This is a genomic window from Protofrankia sp. CiP3 (assembly GCF_917627345.1).
In the GTDB taxonomy this organism is placed as follows: Bacteria; Actinomycetota; Actinomycetes; order Frankiales; family Frankiaceae; genus Protofrankia.
This window is the reverse complement of record NZ_CAKJTM010000042.1, coordinates 21,531-43,900: the sequence shown is the minus strand read 5'-3', so window position 1 is coordinate 43,900 and position 22,370 is coordinate 21,531. Positions and strand designations below refer to the sequence as shown.

The 22,370-nt window shown below is 69.1% G+C and carries 21 protein-coding genes and 1 riboswitch; of the genes, 12 read left to right on the top strand and 9 right to left on the bottom strand.

The genetic code is table 11. The features are described from left to right. Positions 1 to 376: 376 nt before the first annotated feature. Positions 377 to 1,897, bottom strand: coding sequence for a substrate-binding domain-containing protein (locus MJ797_RS15445; protein ID WP_239335433.1), 1,521 nt, complete (start codon positions 1,895 to 1,897; stop codon positions 377 to 379). 361 nt (positions 1,898 to 2,258) lie between these two features. Between MJ797_RS15445 and MJ797_RS15440 the strand changes: the two genes are divergently transcribed. Further along, the gene (locus tag MJ797_RS15440) at positions 2,259 to 3,620 is read left to right on the top strand and encodes an NAD(P)/FAD-dependent oxidoreductase (protein WP_239335437.1); all 1,362 of its coding nucleotides are present in this window, start codon (positions 2,259 to 2,261) and stop codon (positions 3,618 to 3,620) included. A 333-nt stretch (positions 3,621 to 3,953) separates the two neighbouring features. Continuing rightward, positions 3,954 to 5,390 (top strand): diacylglycerol kinase family protein, encoded by a 1,437-nt coding sequence (locus MJ797_RS15435; protein WP_239335431.1) that lies wholly within the window; start codon positions 3,954 to 3,956, stop codon positions 5,388 to 5,390. 59 nt (positions 5,391 to 5,449) lie between these two features. Here MJ797_RS15435 and MJ797_RS15430 read toward each other — a convergent pair whose 3' ends face one another. Further along, complete coding sequence (locus MJ797_RS15430; protein ID WP_239335429.1) at positions 5,450 to 6,370, bottom strand: PAC2 family protein; 921 nt, start codon at positions 6,368 to 6,370, stop codon at positions 5,450 to 5,452. A gap of 209 nt (positions 6,371 to 6,579) precedes the next feature. Here MJ797_RS15430 and MJ797_RS15425 point away from each other — a divergent pair, with 209 nt between their 5' ends. Then, entirely contained in the window at positions 6,580 to 6,732 is a 153-nt protein-coding gene (locus MJ797_RS15425; protein WP_239335427.1) for a hypothetical protein, read from the top strand. Here MJ797_RS15425 and MJ797_RS15420 read toward each other — a convergent pair. The 6 genes from MJ797_RS15420 to MJ797_RS15395 form a co-directional block, all read right to left on the bottom strand. Then, on the bottom strand, positions 6,717 to 6,965 hold the full coding sequence (locus MJ797_RS15420) for a hypothetical protein (RefSeq protein ID WP_239310646.1): 249 nt from the start codon (positions 6,963 to 6,965) through the stop codon (positions 6,717 to 6,719). The two genes, MJ797_RS15425 and MJ797_RS15420, sit on opposite strands and share 16 nt — an antisense overlap. A 115-nt stretch (positions 6,966 to 7,080) precedes the next feature. Further along, positions 7,081 to 9,498 carry an ATP-binding domain-containing protein gene (locus MJ797_RS15415; protein WP_239335425.1) on the bottom strand — a complete coding sequence of 806 codons (2,418 nt, stop codon included), beginning with the start codon at positions 9,496 to 9,498 and terminating at the stop codon, positions 7,081 to 7,083. A gap of 207 nt (positions 9,499 to 9,705) precedes the next feature. After that, on the bottom strand, positions 9,706 to 10,566 hold the full coding sequence (locus MJ797_RS15410) for an FAD:protein FMN transferase (RefSeq protein WP_239335423.1): 861 nt from the start codon (positions 10,564 to 10,566) through the stop codon (positions 9,706 to 9,708). Next, a complete protein-coding gene (locus MJ797_RS15405; RefSeq protein ID WP_239335422.1) occupies positions 10,563 to 10,994 on the bottom strand; it encodes an FMN-binding protein in 432 nt (143 codons plus the stop codon). Before MJ797_RS15405 ends, MJ797_RS15410 begins: the two co-directional genes overlap by 4 nt. 104 nt (positions 10,995 to 11,098) lie before the next feature. Further along, entirely contained in the window at positions 11,099 to 12,604 is a 1,506-nt protein-coding gene (locus tag MJ797_RS15400; RefSeq protein WP_239335420.1) for a ferric reductase-like transmembrane domain-containing protein, read from the bottom strand. A gap of 161 nt (positions 12,605 to 12,765) precedes the next feature. Next, entirely contained in the window at positions 12,766 to 14,574 is a 1,809-nt protein-coding gene (locus tag MJ797_RS15395; RefSeq protein WP_239335418.1) for a bis-aminopropyl spermidine synthase family protein, read from the bottom strand. 125 nt (positions 14,575 to 14,699) lie between these two features. Here MJ797_RS15395 and MJ797_RS15390 point away from each other — a divergent pair, with 125 nt between their 5' ends. From MJ797_RS15390 to MJ797_RS15370, 5 genes are all read left to right on the top strand, one after another. Beyond that, entirely contained in the window at positions 14,700 to 14,861 is a 162-nt protein-coding gene (locus tag MJ797_RS15390) for a hypothetical protein (protein WP_239335416.1), read from the top strand. Between the two features lie 73 nt (positions 14,862 to 14,934). Next, entirely contained in the window at positions 14,935 to 16,122 is a 1,188-nt protein-coding gene (locus MJ797_RS15385) for a histidinol-phosphate transaminase (RefSeq protein WP_239335414.1), read from the top strand. Next, positions 16,119 to 16,706, top strand: a complete 588-nt coding sequence (gene hisB / locus MJ797_RS15380; RefSeq protein ID WP_239310654.1) for an imidazoleglycerol-phosphate dehydratase HisB — start codon at positions 16,119 to 16,121, stop codon at positions 16,704 to 16,706. The genes MJ797_RS15385 and hisB overlap by 4 nt, the downstream gene beginning before the upstream one ends. 43 nt (positions 16,707 to 16,749) lie before the next feature. Next, a complete protein-coding gene (hisH, locus tag MJ797_RS15375; protein WP_239310655.1) occupies positions 16,750 to 17,364 on the top strand; it encodes an imidazole glycerol phosphate synthase subunit HisH in 615 nt (204 codons plus the stop codon). Between the two features lie 126 nt (positions 17,365 to 17,490). Further along, positions 17,491 to 18,711 carry a cytochrome P450 gene (locus MJ797_RS15370; RefSeq protein WP_239335403.1) on the top strand — a complete coding sequence of 407 codons (1,221 nt, stop codon included), beginning with the start codon at positions 17,491 to 17,493 and terminating at the stop codon, positions 18,709 to 18,711. A 121-nt stretch (positions 18,712 to 18,832) separates the two neighbouring features. On the opposite strand, the gene MJ797_RS15365 is transcribed toward MJ797_RS15370, so the two are convergent. Beyond that, positions 18,833 to 19,504: a SnoaL-like polyketide cyclase gene (locus tag MJ797_RS15365; RefSeq protein ID WP_239310657.1), complete on the bottom strand. Its 672-nt coding sequence runs from the start codon at positions 19,502 to 19,504 to the stop codon at positions 18,833 to 18,835. A gap of 416 nt (positions 19,505 to 19,920) precedes the next feature. Between MJ797_RS15365 and MJ797_RS15360 the strand changes: the two genes are divergently transcribed. From MJ797_RS15360 to MJ797_RS15345, 4 genes are all read left to right on the top strand, one after another. Next, positions 19,921 to 20,334, top strand: coding sequence for a YccF domain-containing protein (locus tag MJ797_RS15360; protein ID WP_308128326.1), 414 nt, complete (start codon positions 19,921 to 19,923; stop codon positions 20,332 to 20,334). A 131-nt stretch (positions 20,335 to 20,465) separates the two neighbouring features. After that, positions 20,466 to 20,608, top strand: a riboswitch (cobalamin riboswitch). A 33-nt stretch (positions 20,609 to 20,641) separates the two neighbouring features. Further along, a complete protein-coding gene (locus tag MJ797_RS15355) occupies positions 20,642 to 20,872 on the top strand; it encodes a CbtB-domain containing protein (RefSeq protein ID WP_239335401.1) in 231 nt (76 codons plus the stop codon). Positions 20,873 to 20,884: 12 nt separating this feature from the next. Continuing rightward, on the top strand, positions 20,885 to 21,658 hold the full coding sequence (locus MJ797_RS15350) for a CbtA family protein (RefSeq protein WP_255739008.1): 774 nt from the start codon (positions 20,885 to 20,887) through the stop codon (positions 21,656 to 21,658). Then, positions 21,655 to 22,302 (top strand): histidine phosphatase family protein, encoded by a 648-nt coding sequence (locus MJ797_RS15345; protein ID WP_239335397.1) that lies wholly within the window; start codon positions 21,655 to 21,657, stop codon positions 22,300 to 22,302. The genes MJ797_RS15350 and MJ797_RS15345 overlap by 4 nt, the downstream gene beginning before the upstream one ends. Positions 22,303 to 22,370: the final 68 nt, after the last annotated feature.

Sequence of the window (22,370 nt, the reverse complement as noted above, 5' to 3'; positions counted from 1 at the left end):
AAACACTAGGGACGATCAGTGACCCGAAGATAAACGCGCAGGTCATGGGCGGTTTCTGGCGTCGGTCCGAGGCCTGTTCTGCAGCGGTCCGCCGGTAGTGTAACGACGCAGGTCAGAGCCATGATCCGTATCATAGGGGATCGGGGCCGGTTATCCACCTCGCGGTCGGCTGGCTCGTTCACGGACGTGTGGATCATCGCGGAGTCGCACCGAGGTTCGGGCTTCTGGACATCTACGGGCGGTTACGAACACCGGACTGCCTGTGCAAGATGATGTCAAGGTCATCATCCGTAGCTATTCAGCGGTGTGAATGCTGGGGGTAGCCAGGCTCCGGCTGTCCGGCGTCCTGGCCCGATGGCCGCCGGTCATGGCGGAGTCACTTCTGGCATTTGCTGAAGCCCTCCGGGCTGTAGCACGGTAGCTGCCCGAAGGCCCCCATCACGTCCTGGCCGCTGCCTCTCATCAGATAGTTCAGGAAACTGGAGGTGAGAGAACCAGCGGGCGACGGGCCGTAGGTATAAGCGTACTCGATCTCCACGAAGGGGTAGCTACTGTTACCGACGGGCTTGGCTGACGGCGCCTGGCTGTCGATGCGCAGCGTGTGCAGGCCCGGGAAGGCAGTGGCAGCCTGCAGTTCGCTGTAACCGATGGCGCCCGGCAGCGCGGCCACGGTTTTCAACACCGCTTCCGTGCTGTCGAGTTCGCAGCGGATGACCTTGTCCTGAGGGGAGTTCTTGTTCTTGCAGTCCAGGGAGGTGAAGGCCGGCTCGCTGATCCCGTCGAGGATGTGCCGCCGGAACAGGTCACGCGTGCCGGAGCTGGCATCCCGACTTATGAGCAGGATAGGAAGGTCAGGGCCGTTGAGTTCCTTCCAGTTGAGGAAGTCACCGTGGTAGATCTTCCGTATCTCATCGATTGTCAGGGTTTTGATCGGCAGCTGGTCATGTACCACGAGGGCGTAGGCGGAGACAGCGACAGGCTCCTCCTGGAGCTGTGGGTAGCCGTCCGGCTTGCGCCCGTCGGAGAAGGCGACCAGGGCCGGAGGGCCGTTCTTGGACTCGCTGCCCAGCTCCGCCAGCGTCCGTACGCCTTTCTCGCTGCCGTGCGCATCCATTGTGATTTTAGTACCCGGGCAGTTCGACTCGTACCTTTTGGCGGCTTCCCGCACGACCGGCGCGAAGGCGGTGGAACCGGTGAGGGCAAGCTCGCCCGAGGCGCAGCCGATGGGCGGCGGCAGGTCCCTGGGCATGAGGATGATGCCCGCCAGCGTGACGAGGAAGAGGGAGAGCAGGAAGGTGATCAAGCGAGCGGGTCTGCTGAACAGGGGCGGCTTGTCGTCGACCGTGATACTCCGGTTGGGCTCCACCACGCCGTCGCGGATCCCGCCGGTGACACGGATGCCGCTGCCGACGCCACCACCGGTGAGCAGCACCAGCAGTTTGTAGTGCTGGCCGTGATTGAGCGGGACGCGGGGGAGATAGATCGTGTTGCCGTCGAAGCGCATGCCCCCCGCCGGGGCGAAGTGGTCCATCAGGTGTTCGGCGTCGGACTGGGTGACCGCGACGCCTTCGACGACGCGGTCGGTGAAGGCAGCGGTGAGGCCGTGGACGTCGCGGCCGGTGTAGTCGGTGCCGGCGATGCTCTCCGCGCCGTCGTTTTCAATGCGGAGCAGGACGAGGGTCGCGTCGAACATGTCGTTGAACCGGCCGAGCCGTACGCTTACCTGGCCCTGGTTACGGTTGTCGTCGCCGATGGGGGTATCCATCTGCACGCGATAGCCGATGCGTCTGCGATGCGGCACCCGGCGCTCGTACCAGATCGTGCCGATGGACACCACGAGACCGAGCAGCGCGGTGAGCACAGCTATGATGTTTTGGGCGTTTAGCCAATCCCCCATATTTTACCCCGATCCCGTATGTGCTGTTAGGTCAGCGTGACGGTTCGGTCACCGTAACAGGTGGCATATCGGCTGATGAGCGGCTGTGGCTCCGGTTTGCCGAACGTTCAACAGGGCTACGACCCCGATTCACCCAGCTCGGCGGAGGCGGTCGCCGTGTTCCCGGCCGATGCAGAGCTGACGCCACTGTCGTGCTGACATGGAGATGAGGTCGCGGTTTACCGGTTGCCGTACCTGGAACGAGTCGCGGGAGACGGCTGCGGTCGGCTCGTTCCCGATTCGTTGGAGGTGGACCGTGCCCGACAAGGTGTTCTCGAGCTGGCTTGACAACGTCCGTACTCGGCGGGGCGACAACGCCGCGGTGCCCAGCCCCGCGGCCGGCACCCGGAGCCCGGGGAGCCCGAGGGCGCTGCCCCGGGTCGTCGTGGTCGGCAGTGGCTTCGCCGGGTTCTCCGTGCTGCGGCACCTGGAACGGCTACTGCCCGCGGATGCCGCCGAGCTTACCGTCGTCTCCCCGGTCGATCATCTTCTCTACACGTCACTGTTGCCGCAGGTGGCCACCAGCGAGGCGGAGCCGCGCCACCTGGCGGTCTCCGTCCGGGCGGCGCTGCGGCGTACCACGCTTGCGCTCGGTCACGTGGTAGAGGTCGACTTCCGGGGCCGTACGATCACTGTCCGCCAGCCCAACGCCGTACACGCACAGCTGCGCTGGGACCGCCTTGTGCTGGCACCCGGCGCGGTGACCCGCACATTCGATATCCCGGGTCTGACCGATCATGCGCTTGGCCTGAAGAACCTCGCGGAGGCCGTCTACCTGCGCGACCACGTGCTCCGCCAGTTCGAGTACGCCGACGCGTGCGAGGATCCGGTGGTGCGCCGGGCCCGGTGCACCTTCGTGATCGTCGGCGCCGGGTACACCGGGACCGAGCTCGCCGCGCAGATGGCGCGGTTCACCAGGCGAGCGGTAGGCCAGTATCCACGCCTGACCGAGTGGGACATCCGCTGGATTCTCGCCGATCTGGCGCCTCGGGTGCTGCCCGAGCTGGGCGAGGCGCTCAGCAGGCGGGCGGCCCGGGTCCTTGCCGACCGCGGGGTCGACGTGCGGCTGCGGACGTCCATCTCCGAGGCGAGTGCTGGGTGTGTCCGGTTCACCGACGGTGAGAGCGTCGCAACCCACACCCTCGTCTGGTGCGCCGGGGTGGCTCCCAGCCCGCTGATCTCCACGTTGGGCCTGCCGACCCAGCATGGTCGCCTGGTGGTGGATGCCTGGTTCCAGGTGCCTGATGCCGCGGATGTGTTCGCGCTCGGGGACGCCGCGGCCGTGCCCGACGTGACCCGGGGCTGCCAGCCGGCGGGGCAGACCGCCCAGCACGCCATCCGGCAGGGTGCCGTTGCCGCGCGTAACGTCGCGGCCTCGCTCGATCACGGAACGGCGAAGCCCTACCGGCATCGCGATCTCGGTTTCGTCGTCGACCTCGGCGGCACCGACGCCGTGGCTGATCCGCTCGGGATCCCGTTGTCCGGGGTGGCCGCCGCGGCAGTGACCCGCGGTTACCACCTGTGGGCGCTTCCCTGCCTGACCAACAGGACGCGGGTGGCCGCCGACTGGCTCCTGGACACGCTCACCCCACGCCAGATCGTCCAGCTCGGGTTCCTGCCGCCGGCCAAGTCATCGATCAGTGCCGCGGAGCGGATCGACATCTACCACGGCGGGCATTCATAAGAGCGCCCGGCAATAGGGGCGTGGATCAAGGAGCGGGGCTGGGGTGCGTGCATCGCAAGGCGGAGGAGGGAGTCACCCTGGTCCTTGGGGTGTCGACCGACGACAACGCAGCGAGGTGCGTGCCCCAGCCCCGCGACGCCGCGTCCCCTATTGCCGGGCGCTCTAAAGCTCCACCGGGGCGTGTACCGCGGCGGCCCCGGCCGGTGGCGCTGAGGGCAGCGGCGCTGAGGGCGGAGGCGATAGGGAAGGCTCGTTCCTGCAACGGTGTCTCGCGGCTGACCCGTCCGCCCGTGCCAGGCCGGGGGAGAGCCGGCCCGGAAGTGGGCAGAAAGGATGCGTGACGACGAAGACGGGACGGATGGGGAGCTCCAGCGCTCATGCCGTAGCTGTGCCCACCCGGTGAGCGCGCCGCCGGGTAGCTCGGCCAGCTCCGTGACCACGGCCCAGCGATGGCTCGCGCGGGTCGCTTTGGCAGCCGCGGTTGCCGCGGCCGCGGTGCTGGTGGGTTTCGCCCGTATCGCAAGTGTCCTGTTGGTGGGAGTCGCGCTTGTCGCGCTGGCGGTGACCGCCGCGGGCATCTGGTGGTTGTTGACCACCCGTGGCGTGCGGAGGCTGCTGTCGCTTCTGCTGGTGGTCGCGGTGCCGGTGGCGGTCATGGTTCTCTACGCGTGGGTCGGTCTCATCTGGGTGGTGCTGGTGTCGTCGGCGCTGTGGGCGCTGGCGGTCTCGACCGGCCGCGCCGCGCTCACCCGGGACAGGAGGCGGGCGAGAACCCCCCGGTCCGCGACCGCCGAACACGAGGCACCCGCGCCCGAGCATCCCGTCATAATCATGAATCCGCACTCCGGCGGCGGGAAGGTGGTGAAGTACAACCTGGCGGAACGGGCCGAAGAGCTGGGCGCCGACGTGGTCATGATGGACGTGTCAGGAAAAGCCGACGTGGTCGGACTGGCGCGCGCTGCGGTGAGCCGTGGGGCGGACCTGCTCGGCGTGGCCGGCGGCGACGGGACGCAGGCACTGGTAGCCGGCGTCGCGGCTGAGTACGGCCTCCCCTTCATGGTCATCACGGCCGGCACCCGCAACCACTTCGCGCTGGACCTCGGCTTGGACCGGGACGACCCGTCGACCTGCCTGAACGCGCTCACCGACGGCGTCGAACTGCGCGTCGACCTTGGATTCGTCGGCAGCCGGCCCTTTGTCAACAACGTGTCCTTCGGCGCCTACGGGGCTGTGGTGCACAGTCCCGCCTATCGCGGCGACAAGGTCCAGACCCTCCTTGATATGCTCCCCGACCTGCTGGCCGGTCACGCTGGCCCGTACCTGGCGGTCCGTGCCGAAGGGCTCACCCTCGACGGAGCGCGGGCGGTGCTGGTGAGCAACAATCCGTACGGCACGGGTGACATCGCCGGTCTGGGGCGACGTGTGCGGCTGGACAGCGGGGTCCTCGGCATCCTCGGTGTCACCGTCGAGAACGCGGCACAGGCCGCAGGGCTGCTGCGCGGCAGGCACGGGGATGGTCTTGAGGTACGCACCGCGGCCGAGGTCGTTGTCGACGCGGCCGAGCCGCGCATCCAGATTGCTGTCGACGGCGAGGCACTGTCGCTGTCCACACCGGTACGCTGCGTCGTCCGTCCGGGGGTCCTGCGGGTCCGGGTGCCGCGAGCCCGTCCCGGTGTCCCCGTGGCGAAGCCGCCGATGGACTGGCGACGGTTACGCGAGATGGCGCTGACGATGGCCCGGACCGCGGGCACGGGACGATCGAGTGGTTGAGCCAGCCCGGATCACGATGGCCGGATCAGATGTATCAGATGTTCAGTTGCGGGGCCAGATCACGGTGTGGGTGGGCCACCGGGCTCGGTCTGCTCGGCCAGAAAGCGTTCCAGCGCGGCGCCGAGTTCGTCCGCGGTCGGCAGGGAACCGGTCGCGGCCGTGGGCAGGTTCGAGCCCTCCCGGCCGCGCATGAACGCGTCGTACTGTTCTTCGAGCGCCCGGACGAGCGCGGCGGCTTCGGCGCCCTCTTCCAGCTGCCGGTTGACGTTGTCGTGGACCGCGGCCGACGCCGCGCGCAGCCCGTCCAGCGGCAGCAGCAGGCCGGTCGCCTTGGACACCGCGGTGAGCAGCGCCTCGGTCGCCGCCGGATAGTCGGTTTGGGAGAGATAGTGCGGGACGTGGGCGGCGAAGCCCATCGCGTCGCGGCCTTCCCGTCCCAGCTCGTATTCCAGCAGATGGCCGGCGGTACCGGGGACCTGTACCCGCCGCAACCAGGGCTCGTACCCGGTGACCAGATCCGGTCGGGTGGCGTGGGCGGTGATCCCGCAGGGGCGGGTGTGCGGCACAGCCATCGGGATCGCGTTGAGGCCCACGGTGACCTGGACGCCCAGGAGCGCCGCGACGCCGCGCACCGCGGTGGTGAACCGCATCCACTGCAGGTCGGGTTCTGGGCCGCACAGCAGCAGGAACGAGGTGCCGGCGCTGTCGTTGAGCACATGCAGGCCGAGCACCGGCTCCTCGTAGTGCTCCCAGTGGTCCTCAACGAAGATCATGGATGGTCGGCGGGAGCGGTAGTCAAGCAGCTGGTCCACATCGAAGGTCACGATGCGCCGGTGCTCGAGGGCGCTCAGCAGGTGCTGGCTGGCAAGGCGGACCGCCCCGCCCGCGTCGACGACACCTGTCAGCGCCTCCACCAGCACGGGCCGACCCAGCTCGGGCAGATCGTCAGCGATCTCGTACAGCGCACTCGGGTCGAGCACCGGTGGAGACCTCCTCGCAGAATCCGTCAGGTGGCTTCACCGAAGATGAAGCCACGCCTGTCCCGGTCTATTTCTGTCGTGCGGCCCTCGGCCCCGCGGCGCGGATCTCGTCGCGGCGGAGAACCCGCGGTGGTGCGTGTACGGAGAACGGTATCGGTACCAGTATTGTGCCGTGCCGCGGTCTGGTTTTGTCCAGGTCGTCTCCGGTTTTGTCCGAGTCGTCCGTTGCGCTGGTCGTGCTGGTCGTGGTAAAGGTCGCCGCGGTAGCTGCGGTCGGTGGGAACGGTGTCCAGCCGGCAGGGGTGTTGGATGGCGCGGAGAGCCATGATTACAGCGCATTTGATGATCAATACCAGACGTAGGCGTTCGCGTGCCAGGCGGCCAGGCCGATGACCCACAGTACGATGTCAATGACGCCGAGGACGAACCCGGCTGTTGCCTGCCCGCCGCCGCCACCGCGCCTGCCACGCACGCCGAAGACGATCGCCGCGATGCCGAGGGCGATCCCGAGGAAGAACAGACCGGCGATCCCGCAGACCAGGCTGATGGTTCCGTCCCGCTTGGCGGTCGGCGTCCTGGTTGGTCCAAAAGTCATGTCCGGTGTGTTCCCGCGGAACAGCCTCGGTACACGCCGTGATGGATCGGTCATCCGTGAGTGAGTGTTCACCATGGCCGGTGAGCCCGGCGGGGCAGCTGGGGGTGGCGGTGGGTCAGCTGGTGCTGAGCGGTGGGTCCGCGGCCAGGCGGTGCAGCACCGCGGGCAGCTCATCGGTATGAAGCACGGTGAGTGTCTGGGTCGCCCTGGTCATGGCGACGTACAGGTCGGCCAGCCCGCGCTGTGAACCGGCGACGATCGCGGCCGGCTCGACCAGGATGACCGCGTCGAACTCCAGGCCCTTGGCCTCCGTCACAGTGAGAATCGCGACAGTGGCGGCCAGCATGTCCGCGTCACCGGGCACACCGCCGGCCGGCACGGTCGTGAACGCCGCGCGGACGGCTTCGACGAGATCCGCTGGGCAGATCACCGCGACCCGGCCGTCGCCGACCTCCTCGGCGGCGTGACCGGCCGCGTCCATGACCGCGCTCACCAAGGCGCCAGTGCCGGTGCCGGTACCGGCACCGGCACCGGTGCTCGTGCCGACGCGCAGCGCGACGGGATGCCGCCCGGTGGTACGCACCGAACGCGGTGGCCGCGCGACCGGGTCCTGCGCGGCGAGCACGTCAGCGGCTACGTCCATGATTTCGAGCGGGGTCCGGTAGTTGACGGTGAGGTGCTCCACCCGCCACCTGTCCCCGATATGCGGGGCCAGCGCTTCGGCCCACGAACGGGCCGCGCCCGGAGTCGCGGCCTGGGCGAGGTCACCGACCAGGGTGGCCGACCGCATCGGGCAGCGCCGCCACAGCAGCCGCCACAGCATCGGCGACACTTCCTGGGCCTCGTCGACGATGAGATGGCCGAACGTCCAGGACCGATCCCCGCGAGCGTGGTCGACGGCGCTGCGTCGCGCCCGGGACCCCGACCAGCGCTCGGCCATGCCCGTCGCCACCGCCTCCGCGTCGACCAGCCCGGTGAGGCCGAGGCCGTCGAGAACCTCGCGGGCGTACGCCTGTTCGGCGCGCCGTTCCCGGTCCGCCTCCCGCTCGGCGCGCTCGGCGACGTCGGCGTCGGGATCGCCGAGCAGCTCGGCGGCCTCATCGAGCAGCGGCACGTCAGCCGGCGTCCATGCGGCTGCGGTGCCGGGCGGGCGGTGCAACAGGTGCTGCTCGTGCTTGGTCAGCTTGGCGGCGGCCGCGGCGGTGGCGAGCCGGGCGGGTGTGGCGAACAGATCGGCGAGCAACGCCTCGGGGGTCAGCCGCGGCCACATCGCGTCAATGGCCGCCCGGACCCCCTGGTCGGCGTGCAGGTAGGCGGCGATCTCCTCCCGTTCGTCGCCGTCGAGCAGGCCACCGGCAAGGTTCGCGACCACCTGGTTGGTGAGTGCGGCGATTGTCTCCCGGACAAACACCCGCCGGGCCATGTTGTGCGGACGGCGGCTGCGCCGTGCCCGGGTGCGGGCGTTCTCGACAGCGCGGCGCTCAAGACGGAGCACAGCGCCGTCGTAGGGGACGTCCACATCGTGTGCCGGGACCTCCTGGCGGGCCTTCACCGCCTCGGCCACCAGCCTGGCCATCCGCAGGTCCCCCTTGAGGGCGACGACGCGGCCGTCCTCGTCGCCGACGGCGTCGACGCCGGGGAACAGCCGGCTCGGGGTCGCGAAAACCACACCCGTCTCACCGAGGGAGGGCAGCACCTGTTCGATGTAACGCAGGAAAATCGGGCTCGGGCCGACCACCAGGAGGCCGGAGCGGGCGAGCCGTTCCCGTTCGGTGTAGAGCAGATAGGCGGCTCGGTGCAGGGCCACCGCGGTCTTGCCGGTGCCCGGTCCGCCGTCGACGACCAGGACGCAGGACGAGTCAGCGCGGATCACCGCGTCCTGCTCGGCCTGCAGCGTCGCGACGATGTCGTGCATACGGCCGGAGCGGGGTGCGGACAGGGCCTCCAGCAGCGGCCCGTCACTGCTTGATCCGTTTGATCCGCCGGCGAGGCCGTTCCGCGCGCCCGCGACGTCGAGCACGTCGTCGGTGAATCCGCTGATCTCCCGCCCTTTGGCACGTAGGTGCCGGCGCCTGCGCAGGCCGTGCGGGTTGGCGAGGGTCGCTCGGTAGAAGGTGGTGGCCACCGGGGCCCGCCAGTCGACCAGCATGGGTTCGTGCTCGTCGTCGGAAAGACCGATACGCCCGATGTAGACACGCTGGTGGCCGCTACGGCCCAGCGGGCTGTGATCCAGGGCACCGCCATCTGCGGCGCCGTCATCTATCGCAGCTATCACGCCGTCATCCGTGGCGCCGAAGTCCATCGCGCCGAAACACAGCCGTCCCTCGGCGGCGTCGAGCTGGCCGATCCGGTCGGAGTACGCGGTGGCGAAGGCATCCCGCTCGACCCGTGACTGCGGGGTGCCGGTGCCCGGTTCCAGCAGCACGGCGCGCAGCTGCTCGCGGGTCCGGTCGCGCAGGTCGTCCAGCCGGCTGTACAGGGTGTCGACATATTTCTGTTCGCAGGTGAGTTCCTGCTCGTACGTGGTCGGCACCTGGGTCCCTCCCGGCTTGTGCGGTGTGATTGCGCCGGCCGCGTGATTACGCTCCGTTCGTGGACATCCGCACGGGCGTTGGGAACGGCGAGACGAACGTCGAGCTTATGCGGCCGTGCCTCCGGGTGTTCGACCCGTCGGTCAGGGACGGGTCACAGCGTTGCCCTCGCTACCGCCAGTCACTCGTCAGCGGTCGGGTGTCGCTGCCTACCGGGTGTGGACCGCCGCGGGCTCGGCCCCGCCGAATCCGGGCGTGGCGTGCCGCGCGCCGTCCGCGGTGACCACCAGAGCCGCTGTCCGGTCCAGGCCCGCGAGCCATGCCAGCGCATCGGAGCCGCGGGCGAACGCGGCGGTCGCATACACGTCCGCCCACATCAGTGATGGACCGGTAACCGTCACCGCCAGCAGGTCCGAACTCGCGGGCCGGCCTGTCCTCGGATTCACGATGTGCGCGCCACGCGCCGCGCTGCCTGAGGTCGCCATCCCACCCGAGCGGACGGGCACGGTGGCGAGCACGCGCGTGCTGTCGGAAGGATCACAGATTCCGACGTTCCAGGCCGGGGATACCGGGTCGGCCACGTACGCGGCGATGTCCCCGCCCGCGCTCAGGTAGTAGTCGTGGCCGTCGATCGCTGTCAGCCTCGCCGCGGCACGCTCGACCGCCCAGCCCTTGACCAGCCCGGACGGGTCGAACCAGAGGCGGCCGGCGCTGGCCCTGGCCCCGGCGCCGGTCCCGGTCGGATGGCCGGGCGCCGGCAGCTCGGCGCTGAAGTAGCCGTCGGTGCGCCGGGCGGCCTCCGCGCACAGGTCCGCGACCTCCTGGACAAGGGGGTCACAGGCGTCCAGGCGCAGTTCGCCCCGGTTCAGCCTCATGATCTCGCTGTCCGCTCGGTAGGTGCTGAACAGGGCGTCCACCGTGCGCAGGTGGGCGAAGAGCGCTGTGACGAGCTGTTCGACGGCGCTGTCGCCGGCCGCTCGGGGCCCGCGCAGGTGCAGGCTGACGGGCATGCCCATGATCTGCTCGACCCACGCCCGCCGGGACATCGACCCCGCTGCCCAGGCCGTCATGACAGGTGTGCCGCGTCGATGGCGGACTGCAGCGAACGGATGTAGCCGTCACTGGTGACGGTCGCGCCGCTGACCACATCGATCTTTGCGTTCTGGGCGGCCACGGCCTCGGAGCTGAGGATCGGGATCGCCACCCGGTTGATCTCCACGTCGCGCGGGTTGTGGTCCGGCACCTGAACGGTCTCGGCGTTGACGATCCGGCCAGCGTTGACAGTGATCTGTACCTGGACGACACCCCACCTGGTGCTGACCTCGGATCCCGTCAGCGTTGTCGATCCGCTGGAGACGCCGCTGGAACCATCGCCAGAGCTGCCGCCAGAGCTGGTGACCGCCGTCGCAGCCATGCTGGTGCTAGTGCTGGTGCGGTAGCTGAACAACAGCACAAGGCCGGCGACCGTCGATGCGACGGCGAGCACGATGCGGCGCATGCCGGAGTCCTTTCTGAGGTTGCCGTGGTTGTGGTCTGGACGCCGTGGGCGGGGGACGCGCTCCCGCGAGTCCGCCAGAGCGCGTCCCCCGCCCCGCGCGCAGCTCACCAACGGAAGCGTTCCAGGTGCAGCTGTTCGGATGGGACCCCGGCCAGCAGCGCCGCGTCCCGTACGGCGTCCATCCAGGCGTCGGGACCGCAGATGAACACGTCGTGATCGGCGATGTCGGGCACGATCTGCCGCAGCGCGTCGTCGTCCAACAGGTGGGAGAAGCGTTCCGGCAGCCATGACGAGCGGTCCGGCGAACGGTGCCCGGGCAGGTAGATGACGCGGACGCCGCGTTTCGCGGCCAGCATGTCCAGTTCGTAGCGGAAGATGAGATCTTCCTCGGTGCTGGCCCGGTAGACCAGCGTCGCTTCACCGGGGGAGTAGTCGAGTTCTTCCAGCAGCGCTCGGATCGGGGTGATGCCGATACCGGAAGCCATCATCGTCAGGCGGCGCCGTTGGCGGACGGCAGCGGTGAGCCGGCCGTAGGGGCCCTCGATGAGTACCCTGCTGCCGGGCCGTACGCGGGCGAGCTCGCGGCTGCCGTCCCCGAGGTCCTTCACGGTGATCCGCAGCCAGCGCGGGTGCGGCGGTGCGGACAGCGAGTAGGGATGCCCGCGTGACCACCCTGGTCCGGTCATGAACCGCCAGATGAAGAACTGCCCAGCACTCGCGTGCATCCGTTCGATCGCCTGGCCGCGCAGGTGCAGGGACACGACAGCGGGGGCCTCGGCGACGACGCGGTCAACGACGAGGCTGTGCCGCCAGGTGCGCAACGCGGGCAGGCCGAGACGGAACACGATGATGCTGCCGGCCGCGGCGGCGTAGACCGTCCACCAGTACACCCTCGCCCACGCTGTCGAGGTGAAGTCCGCGCCGGTCCACAGCTCGTGGGGGATGGACAGCCCCACTCCGAGGTAGGCGTACAGGTGCAGCAGGTGCCAGGACTCGTAGCGCAGCCGCCGACGGGCCGCGCGCACCGAGGTGACGACGACCATCACGAGCAGTGCGAATCCGGCCGTTGCCAGCAACATGCCAGGATAGTTGGTGATGAGGTCCCATGCCTGGGTGAGGAGGCCGGTCCGGGCCGACGCCGCATAGCCCAGGATGATCAAAGCGATGTGGGCGAGCACCAGGTTGAACGAGGTGAAACCGACCAGGCGATGACGCCGGGTGAGTTCGTCCTGGCCGTAGCTGCGTTCCACCCAGGGAATGCGCGCCATCAACAGCACCTGGATGAGCAGCAGGTCCGCGGCGACCAGTCCGGTGAGCCGGCCGAGGCCGGTCAGGATGCCGGCGCCCCCGGTGAGGCTGGCGATGCCGCCGTGCGCGAGCCACAGGGCCACCACGACAATCATGCTCGCGTACGCGCACAGGCCGGCCACGTCGCGCCACCAGCGCCGCGGCGCGTACGGATGGACCGCGGGCGGGACTGGTGGCGCCGATACTGTGCCGGGGGCGGCGGTGGGTACGGACAGTGACGCACCTATGGGTGGCTGTGGGTGCGTGGTGGTGGCCTCGGCTGCCCCCGGATGTTCGGATGACCCCAGCATCGTCAAGCTCATGGGCTGCCCTCCGTGTCCGCGCCCGGCCATGCCGGCGCTCTGACATTGATGGTGGGCAACGGGACTTCAGCGATGCTGAACACAAGCTGTGAGGTTGCTGGGTTCTCCAGGGTCTCCCGGACATTCCCGTATCCGGATCTCCTCCGGCCGACCGGGCTCGCCTATCGGTGGGTCCGCCTATCGGTGGTGCGGGCGTCGGTGGTGCGCGCGACCTGGGCCGCGATGCGGGCGATCTGGTGGCGGGGCAGGTCCATCAGCGTCGCGGCGAGCAGCCCCGGGTCGGCTACGGCTGTCTCGACGGCTGCTCGGGCGTCCTTCCTGGTGAGTGAACCGGCGGCGCCCGGTGCCGCGCCCCGGGCCAGCGCCTCCGCCCAGACATTGCCGACCTTGCCGTGGGCACGGTCGAGCAGCCAGCGGACCATGCCTTCCCCCGCGGTCAGCCCGGCGGTCTCGATCGGGGCCGCCTCGACCAGGGCGAGCCGCTCGCCGGCAAGCCGCCGCCAGCACAGCCGCCATTTCGGCGCCACCAGCCCGCCCAGCGCACCGAAGGAGGCGGGGCCCGCCAGGTCGGCATGACCGGCTGGGACAAGGGCGACCAGCCGGTCGGCGTTGACCGCGAGCAGGGTCCGGGCGAGCCACGGTCCCGGATCAGCTGTCAGGTCCGCGGCCACCTGCACCCGGCCGCGTCCGCTGACCGACCGTGGCAGCCCGTTCCGCAGCGCCGTGGCGAGACGGACATGGGCGGGCCCCGAGGGCGAGGCATCCGGGGCGCCGTCGCCGATGAACACCAGCCGGCCACCGTCGAGGCCGGCCGCGGCCGCCGCCAGCAGCTCCTGGGCGGCCGCCGGTGATGGCCCCGCGCTGCCGCTCTCCACCGCCTGCCGGCCCCGGGTGTAGATCGCGGCGCGGCCTCGGGGGCCGGGAGCCGCGCCGGCCAGCTGCCGCCAGGTGGCCGCGGTCGGCCGGCAGACGTACAGGTCACTGGTCGCGCCCACGGCCTCGGCACCGTCGTAGCCGTTGAAGTCCGCCATAATCGCCTCAACGGTGAGATGCAGGTCGCTGACGGCGCGCTGTACCTTCCAGCCGAGCGCCGGATGCAGATCACTGTGCCCGTAGGCGAGCAGCAGCCGGCCACGCAGGGTGTCACGCAGGCCGGCCAGCCCTCGCTGCAGGAAGAGGGTCACTCCCTCGGGGGTGTACGGCGGATCGGTGAAGATCAGATCGGCCCAGGACTCGGTGACGGCAGGCAGCCCGAAGCGCAGGTCGGCGAACAGGCAGCGGATGTCCAGGCCTCTCCGCCTGGACTGGGCATCGATGAACTCCAGCAGCCGTTCATCCAGGTCGACGACGGTCGCGGACAGGTTCGGGACGAGGGAGCAGGCCGCCAGCGAGGTGAGATCATGATCGCCGATGCACAGCAGGCGCGCCCCGGCGAGGTCGTAGGTGGAGTCCATCCACAACGCGCGCCGAGCCGCGGTCTCCCCGGTGGCCGGGACGTGGTCGAGGTCGACGCGCGACGGTGGTGCCGCGGCCACAAGCTCGGCCATGGTGCCCACCAGGGCTTGGCGCGCGGCGAGGCGTTGCGCGAGCGGATCGGTGAGCTGGGTGCGGTGGAGCTCGTCGAAGCCGAAATGGTCTCGGTATGTGACTACCAGCGGTTCTTTGATCATTACTGCGCAGCCGGGCCGCCCCGGCTCCTCCCGCAGGTCATCGGCGAGGCAGTCGAGGATCTCTTCGACGGTACGGCGGGCCACCCCCGAGGCACGGACGAGGTCGCCGATGGTCCACGGCTGTTCGGTCAGCAGTGCGATCACCCGCCGGAGCGGGCGTGCCTGCGCTCCGTAGCCGGCGACGAGGTGCTCAAGCCGGTCGAGTGCCCGGCCACGAGCTGCCGGCGGCGTGTCCGCGGCCGGCAGCGGGCCCATGCCGGCCATGCCCAGGTCGTTCTCCGCGGCGCCGTGAACTGTCATTTCCCCACCATCATCTTCCCATCCTCGCCCTTTCCTCGCACGGTCGCCTTCCCACGGCTACCTTCCTGCCTTCCCGCCTTCCCCCTTCCCACCCGCTCCCTTCCCGCCCGCGCCTGAGTTCGCGTATGGATACTCTTGTCGTCGTGCTGAGAACGTTCGATCCGCGCACGGGCCTGCCGCCGGCTTCGCGGCCGTGCGGGCTCCCGCCCACGGCGCTGGACATGCCGGCCGTTCTCGGCGCGGTCCGCCCTGTCTACGCCCACGCGGTGGAGGTGTACGTGCGATGACCGCACATGCGATGGCAGAGCATGATTCATCTTCCGGTGGTGGGCCGGTGGCCAGGGCCGAGGCCGGGGCCGCATGACACGCCCGCTGACCTTCGACGAACTGCCATTGCGCGACGACCTGCGGGGCCAGGCGCCGTACGGCGCCCCGCAACTCGACGTTCCGGTGCTGCTCAACACCAACGAGAATCCGCATCCGCCGTCCGCGGGCCTGGTGGACGCCATGGGCAAGGCCGCGGCGCTCGCGGCCACCGAGGCCAACCGGTACCCAGACCGCCAGGCTGAGGCGCTTCGGGCGGATCTCGCCTACTACCTCACCCCGGACGCCGGTTTCGGGCTGCGTACCGATCAGGTGTGGGCGGCGAACGGGTCGAACGAAGTGCTCCAGCAGCTGTGTCAGGCGTTCGGGGGGCCCGGCCGGGTCGCGCTCGGTTTCGAGCCGTCCTACACGATGCACCGGCTTATCGCGATGGCGACCGGGACTGGCTGGGCCGGCGAGCCCCGTGAACCCGACTTCACCATCACCCCGGCCGCGGTGACCGAGGCGATCCGCCGGCATCGGCCCTCCCTGGTCTTCCTCACGTCGCCGAACAACCCCACCGGCACCGCATTGCCGAACGACGTGCTGGCCGCCGCGTGCGCCGCCGTCGACGAGACCGGTACCGGCATGGTTGTCGTGGACGAGGCCTACGCGGAGTTCAGGCGGGCCGGGGTCGCAAGCGCTCTCGCCCTGCTGCCGTCACGGCCGCGGCTGGTGGTGACCCGGACGATGAGCAAGGCGTTCGCGCTCGCCGGCGCCCGGGTCGGTTATCTTGCCGCGCACTCGGCCGTCATCGACGCGTTGCAGCTCGTGCGTCTGCCGTACCATCTGTCCACCTTCACGCAGGCGGTCGCGCGCACGGCGCTCGCGCACGCCGACGAGCTGCTCGGCACCGTCGAGGCGGTGAAGGCGCAACGGGACCGGATGGTGGCCGAACTGACCGGGCTCGGTTGCGCAGTGGCGCCCAGCGACGCGAACTTCGTGCTGTTCGGGCGGTTTCCCGATCAACGCGCGGCCTGGCAGGCATTGCTCGACGCGGGCGTCCTCGTCCGCGACGTCGGCCTGCCTGGCTGGCTGCGGGTCACCGCCGGTCTTCCCAGTGAGGTCGACGCCTTTCTCGCGGCCGTCGGCGGGCTGCTGGCTGACCCGGCCACGACGCCGGCCTGTTCCGATCACCCGGCGGCCACCCGGCAACCGGCTCCCGGGAAGGCAGGGCACGCATGAGCCGCACCGCCCGGATCGAACGCAAGACCCTGGAGTCGCACGTCGTCGTCGATCTGGACCTCGATGGCACGGGCGTGTCGTCGTCGTTCACCGGGGTCCCGTTCTTCGACCACATGGTCAGCCAGCTTGGCAAGCACGGCGGGTTCGACCTGACCGTGCGTACCCGCGGCGATCTGCACATCGACGCTCACCACACGGTCGAGGACACCTCCATCGCGTTCGGTGAGGCGCTGCGCGAGGCGCTCGGCGACAAGACCGGGATCCGGCGGTTCGGCGATGCGCTGGTACCCTTGGACGAAGCGCTGGTGCAGGCGGCGGTGGACCTGTCCGGCCGGCCGTACTGCGTGGTCGTCGAGCCGGAGCTGATCGAGCTCATCGGCACCTACGACACGACGCTGACCCGTCACGTGTTCGAGTCGATAGCCGCCGCCGCGCGGATCGCGCTGCACGTGCGGGTGGTGTCGGGCCGCAACGCGCACCATGTGGTCGAGGCGCAGTTCAAGGCCGTGGCACGGGCGCTGCGGGACGCGGTGGCCCGCGATGGGCGGGTGGCCGGCGTGCCATCCACCAAGGGCGTTCTGTGACCGGGGTGAGGACCGCGGCCGGGGCACGCGTCCCGCGCGGGGAATGGCGGTGACGGCTCCGAAGGTGGCTGTCCTCGACTACGGATCGGGGAACCTGCGCAGCGCGCAGCGGGCGCTTGCGCGGGTCGGTGCCGACGTGACCGTGACGTCCGACCTGGCTGCGGCCAGGGCCGCGGACGGGCTCGTGGTGCCCGGGGTGGGTGCTTTCGCCGCCTGCATGGCCGGGATCACCGCGGTCGGCGGGGCGGCGGTCATCCGTGAGCGCGTCGCCCGCGGGCGTCCTGTCCTCGGGATCTGCGTGGGTATGCAGGTTCTCTACGACCTGGGAGACGAGCACGGGGTGCGGACCCCGGGGCTCGGCGTGCTCACGGGCGAGGTACGGCGTCTCGCCGCGCCGATCCTCCCGCATATGGGCTGGAACACGGTGGCCCCGCCGGCCGGCACGGTGCTGTTCGACGGGCTGCCCGAAGCCGTCCGGTTCTACTTCGTCCACTCGTACGCGGCCAAGCCGACGCCCGAGGACACCGTGGCCGAGCATGGTGAGCCTTTTGCCGCAGCGGTGGAGCGGGGGCCGCTGTGCGCCACCCAGTTCCATCCGGAGAAGTCCGGAGACCCCGGTCGGCAGCTGCTCGCCAACTGGTTGGGCACGCTGCGTTAGCCTGCATGGCTGACGTGATCAACAACGCAGGCTGTGGCGGGGGATAGGGCCGGGTCTGCCCGCCGTGTGCCGATCCGCGCTGGTTCCATGGTGGGGTGGGGGTAGCCGTCCCGGAAGGAGCGCGCGGTGGTCCCGTCCCATCGGGTCAATGCTCACGCAGGCCGCTTCGACCCACGTAGCCATGATCTTGTCCATGACCCGTATCCGGTCTTCGCCGAGCTTCGGGCCGCCGGCCGGCCGGTGTGGAACGACGACCTCGGGATGTGGCTGGCGGCCCGCTACCGTGATGCCGACGCGGTGGTGCGCCACCGTGGGCTGGGCCGGATCTACCAGCCACGCCTGCCTGAGGAGCTGTGGGCCGGTTTCAACAAGCTGGAGCGGGACTCCATCCTGGGCTGTGAGCCACCGAAGCACACCCGATTGCGCGGACTGCTCGGCAAGGCGTTCGCCCGTGGCAACATCGAACGGCTGCGGCCGCACATCCGCGAGCTGTGCCAGGTCCTGCTCGACGGAATCGAGGCGCGGGCGCGAGACGGGCAACCGTTCGACCTGATCGCCGAGTACGCTGAGCCGCTCCCGGTGATGGTCATCGCGGAGCTGCTCGGTATTCCCGACAGCGACCGGCACCTGCTACGCCCGTGGTCGGCCGATCTGGTGAAGATGAACGAATACGAGCGCAGTCCCGCGCAGGAGGCTGCGGCACGGGTGGCGGCCGCCGAGTTCAGTGCCTACGTACACGCCCTGGCCGCCGAGCGTCTCCGCCGTCCGGATGATGATCTGATCACCCATCTCGTCCAGGCGGAGCAGGAGGGCGACCGGCTGGCTGAGGACGAGCTGGTCGCCACCGTTGTGGTGTTGCTCAATGCCGGGCACGAGGCCAGTGTCAACTGCCTCGGCAACGGCATGGTGGCGTTGCTGAGCCACCCCGAGCAACAGCGGCGCCTCGCCCGCCAGCCGGCGGAACTGGCCGCCACCGCGGCCGAGGAGTTCCTGCGTTTTGACTCGCCGTTGCACCTTTTCGAACGGACCGCCATGGCCGACGTGGAGATCGGTGGGGTCGTCGTGCGGGCGGGGGAACGGATCGCGGCGCTGCTCGGTTCGGCCAACCGCGACCCCGAGGTCTTCGAACGGGCTGACGAGTTCGATGTCGGCCGGGAACCGAATCCGCACGTCGCTTTCGGCGGCGGCGTCCACTTCTGCGTGGGGGCGCCGCTGGCCAGGGTGGAGCTCGAGACAGCCCTGCGCAGCCTGCTGGAGCGCTACCCGACGCTTTCCCTGGCTGGTACCCCTGTTCGGCGCCCCACGTTTGTGCAACGTGGCTGGTCCTGTATTCCCGTTACGGTCTGAATCACCGTTCTCCGCTGGGTTCCCGACGGGGATCGCCATCGCCGTCATTGTGATCGCCATCATTGTGGTGGGAACGGGGCGCTGGGCGCACGGGAGAGAACATTGCCGTGCGCCCGGCAGCCTATGACACCGGGTGGTTGCCGCTCAGCCGGCCAAGAAATTCGGTGTTGTCGTAAAAGTGCTCGACCTCGAGCAGCCTGAGGTCGTCGGCGACGCGGGCCACGCTGACACCGAACATCTCGACGCGTTCACCGGTCGGCTCGAACCCTTTGTAGGGTCCGCTGAAGGTACCCCAGTGGCGCCACTTGAAAGTGATTACAGGCGGCGGTGAGTAGACTTCCAGGATCTCCCAGAAGAAGCCGCCGGGAAGGGCCTTGAGGAAGACCTGATGGGAGGATTCGAAGGTCTCGTCGCTCGCCGAGTAGTAGGGGTTCTCACCTATGAGGATGTTGTAACTGCCTCTTTCAACGAGGTCCTGGCTGTTTGCCCAGGGGCCTCCGTTGACGCGGGTACGGAACTGGTCGGTGACCATGCTGACCCACTGGGCCGGGTCTTTCTTGTGGGAGACCTCCATCTCGAAGACCTGGACCACGCGTTCGACGATGTCGGCCAAGGACCCCTTGGCGTGCTCGTGGGTGCGTTCCTGAGGCATTGTCACTTTTGACAGATGGTAGTCGGGTGGCTCGCCGCCGCGCCACCGTATGCCAGTGGAACCAGCGATGACCGCGTCCCGGCCCTGCACATGCAACGGCTGGTCCGCTGCCTGGTCCGTTGCGTTCCTGTCGTTCACCATGTTGCTCCTTCTGCCGTCCGGGCGGTGTCAGGATGCGTCGAGCGCCGTCGTGGAGGTCTCCGAAGCGGGATGGGATCCGGCGCGCGGTCGATTCGTGCCACATACGTCGGTGCGGGTTAACGTAACGTCCGGACGTTCCGGACGCTCTGAACTTCCGCCTCCCCGGCATGCTACAGCTCATGATAATTATGGGAAAATGGGGCGAAAGTCCTGAGCCGGGTGAACTTATGAATATCCGGAGGTAGCAGAGTGCCAGGGTGTGCCGGCGGCCAAGGGCATAGTCAGGGCCACCGTCAAGAAGGTGGCGGCCGCGACGCGTGTGGTATAGGCACGATCTTCGCCCCGCTGGATCCGGGCTTCGGGCCGGGCCTGGGCCGGATCGTAGCCCTCCGACCGGGTAGGAAAGCGTTATGCGGATGGTGGGAAACGTTTTCTGGCTGTTGTTCGCCGGGTTTGAGCTGGCTGTTTGTTATCTTGTCGCCGGTATTGTGTGTTGCCTGCTGATTGTGACGATCCCGTTCGGGATCGCGGCTTTCAGGCTGGCGGGTTACGTCGTCTGGCCCTTCGGCCGGGTCGTGGTCGACCAGCCCGGGGACGCTCCGGTCATGCTTTTCCTGGTCAACCTGCTGTGGTTCTTGATCGCTGGGTGGTGGCTCGCGATCGGTCATTTGATCTTCGGCCTGGTGCTGTGTGTGACAGTTATCGGCATCCCGTTCGGTGTGGCGTCGTTCAAGATGGTCCCGCTGGCGATCGCGCCACTGGGCCGGCGGGTCGTCCCGTTCCGGGATCTTGATCCGCATGCCCGGGTCGCGGCATCCGTCTACCGGTGATGGTGGTTGTGGGTGCCGCGAGCCCGCCCACATATATGATCATGAATGGCTCGGGCTGGCGTCGGTCCGTCCGGCCCCCCAGCCGTCCGGACCCCCGGAGCCCCGGATGGTTGGGTGATTGATGAGACTTGACGTGAGGGTTGGCTGCTGATTATCTCTTTGATGTCCGAGTGGTGGAAGTCGGTGTGAATCCGGCACGGTCGCGCCACTGTGACCGGCCCGCCCGCAAGGAGCGACGTCGGGAGTCAGACCCATCGCCGGACGTATCCTGCCGAGTGGAACGCGTGATTCCTGTGGAGGTCTCGCAATGGCATCTGCACTGGCGTATCCTGCCGCTGACGTTCCGGCCGCGCCCGCGGCCCTGCCGACGATCCCGTTGCGTGAGCTGGCCCCATTTGCGATCTTCGGCTCGGTCCTGGCGCTGCTCCTGCTGTACTTTGTCGGCGCCGAGCAGGGCGCGGTATCGCTTGTGGGCGGCAGCTATGTCCACGAGTTCGTGCACGACGCCCGTCATCTGCTCGGCTTCCCCTGCCACTGAGCGGGCGCCGAGATGGTTCGCGCACTGTTGATTCGTGGGATGTTGGTGGGCGTGGTGGCCGCCGTGTTTTCCTTCGCCGTCGCCAAGGTCCTTGGGGAGAGCGAGGTCGGGCACGCGATCGCCTTCGAGTCGGCGCGGGAAGCCGCCGAGGGTGTACACGGAACAGAACTCGTTCCCCGGGCGCTGCAGAACACCATCGGCTTGCTGACGGGCCTGTTGGCGTTCGGTGTCGCGCTCGGCGGTCTCTTCTCACTTGCCTATGCCTGCGCACAGGGCCGCCTCGGCGCGCTGGGGGCGCGCGGGACGGCGGCGTTCGTGGCACTCGCGGGATTCGTGGGAATGTACCTTGTGCCTGACCTGAAATATCCGGCCAACCCGCCGTCCATCGGTAATCCCGACACCATCGGTGAACGCACCAGCCTGTATTTCACGATGATGTTGATTGCATTGTCCGTGGTCATCGGCGGTTGCGTGACGGCTTGGCGGCTCACGGCGAGGTTCGGTGCCTGGGACGCGGCATTGCTGGCCCTGGCCAGTGGGCTGGTGATAGTCGGGCTGGCCTATTACCTCCTGCCGCAGGTGCACGAGACCCCGGACGCTTTCCCCGCTGATGTGCTGTGGCGGTTCCGCGTCGCCTCATTAGCGATCAACGTGACGCTCTGGGCCACGATCGGCCTGTTGTTCGGGGCGCTGACCGATCGCGCGCTGCGGGCTTCGGCAGCGGCTGGCTCGCCGGGGGGCCGCGGCGCGCCCGGGGCCGGATCCCTGGTCGCCACCGAGGCATGACCGGTCCTGGCGCGGGCCTGCCGCGCCTCACGCTGATCAGTCACGCGCCGACCGCCGCGACGCGGGCCGCGCGGTTCCCGAGTGATGAAGGAGTCGATGCCGGGGAGCTGCGCCGCTTCGCGGTCGCCGGAGTCCGCCGTGCTGACCTCGTGTTGTGTGACACGTCGCTGCGTACCCGTCAGACAGCGGACGCGCTCGGCCTGGCCTGCGCCACAGCTGATCCGGCACTGCGTGACCTGGACATGGGGGACTGGCGGGGGCGCGCGCTCGCGGAGATCCCAGCAGCCGATCTTGAGGCCTGGGTCGGTGACCCGGCCCAGGCACCGCACGGTGGTGAGTCCGTGGCCGAGCTCATCGGCCGTGTCGGGCGGTGGCTGGCGCGCGGCGCGCGGGTATCGGGGCACACCATCGCGGTGACGCATCCGGCCGTGATCCGCGCCGCGTTGGTCGCGGTGCTGCGGTCGCCAGCGGAGGTGTTCTGGCGTATCGACGTCCCGCCGCTGTCCACGACGTTCCTGCACGGGCGTGCGGGTGATGCCTGGAACCTGCGGCATGCCTGCCTGCCAATAACCGAGGAAATGACCGCGACAGGCGCACTGGATGAGCGGGAGGCGAGTGCCGCGGTAACACCTACCACGGCATAGCCGGCCCGCCGTGCCGCCGCGCCAATGATCAAGATATCGCGGTTATGTTATGGATGTGTCACCGGCAT

Coding starts and splice junctions, on each gene's coding strand:
- MJ797_RS15445 (WP_239335433.1), bottom strand. CDS start 1,897: ATGGGGGATTGGCTAAACGCCCAAAACATCATAGCTGTGCTCACCGCG.
- MJ797_RS15435 (WP_239335431.1), top strand. CDS start 3,954: ATGCGTGACGACGAAGACGGGACGGATGGGGAGCTCCAGCGCTCATGC.
- MJ797_RS15420 (WP_239310646.1), bottom strand. CDS start 6,965: ATGACTTTTGGACCAACCAGGACGCCGACCGCCAAGCGGGACGGAACC.
- MJ797_RS15410 (WP_239335423.1), bottom strand. CDS start 10,566: ATGACGGCCTGGGCAGCGGGGTCGATGTCCCGGCGGGCGTGGGTCGAG.
- MJ797_RS15405 (WP_239335422.1), bottom strand. CDS start 10,994: ATGCGCCGCATCGTGCTCGCCGTCGCATCGACGGTCGCCGGCCTTGTG.
- MJ797_RS15400 (WP_239335420.1), bottom strand. CDS start 12,604: ATGAGCTTGACGATGCTGGGGTCATCCGAACATCCGGGGGCAGCCGAG.
- MJ797_RS15395 (WP_239335418.1), bottom strand. CDS start 14,574: ATGACAGTTCACGGCGCCGCGGAGAACGACCTGGGCATGGCCGGCATG.
- MJ797_RS15390 (WP_239335416.1), top strand. CDS start 14,700: ATGGATACTCTTGTCGTCGTGCTGAGAACGTTCGATCCGCGCACGGGC.
- MJ797_RS15385 (WP_239335414.1), top strand. CDS start 14,935: ATGACACGCCCGCTGACCTTCGACGAACTGCCATTGCGCGACGACCTG.
- hisB (WP_239310654.1), top strand. CDS start 16,119: ATGAGCCGCACCGCCCGGATCGAACGCAAGACCCTGGAGTCGCACGTC.
- hisH (WP_239310655.1), top strand. CDS start 16,750: ATGGCGGTGACGGCTCCGAAGGTGGCTGTCCTCGACTACGGATCGGGG.
- MJ797_RS15365 (WP_239310657.1), bottom strand. CDS start 19,504: ATGGTGAACGACAGGAACGCAACGGACCAGGCAGCGGACCAGCCGTTG.
- MJ797_RS15360 (WP_308128326.1), top strand. CDS start 19,921: ATGGTGGGAAACGTTTTCTGGCTGTTGTTCGCCGGGTTTGAGCTGGCT.
- MJ797_RS15355 (WP_239335401.1), top strand. CDS start 20,642: ATGGCATCTGCACTGGCGTATCCTGCCGCTGACGTTCCGGCCGCGCCC.
- MJ797_RS15350 (WP_255739008.1), top strand. CDS start 20,885: ATGGTTCGCGCACTGTTGATTCGTGGGATGTTGGTGGGCGTGGTGGCC.
- MJ797_RS15345 (WP_239335397.1), top strand. CDS start 21,655: ATGACCGGTCCTGGCGCGGGCCTGCCGCGCCTCACGCTGATCAGTCAC.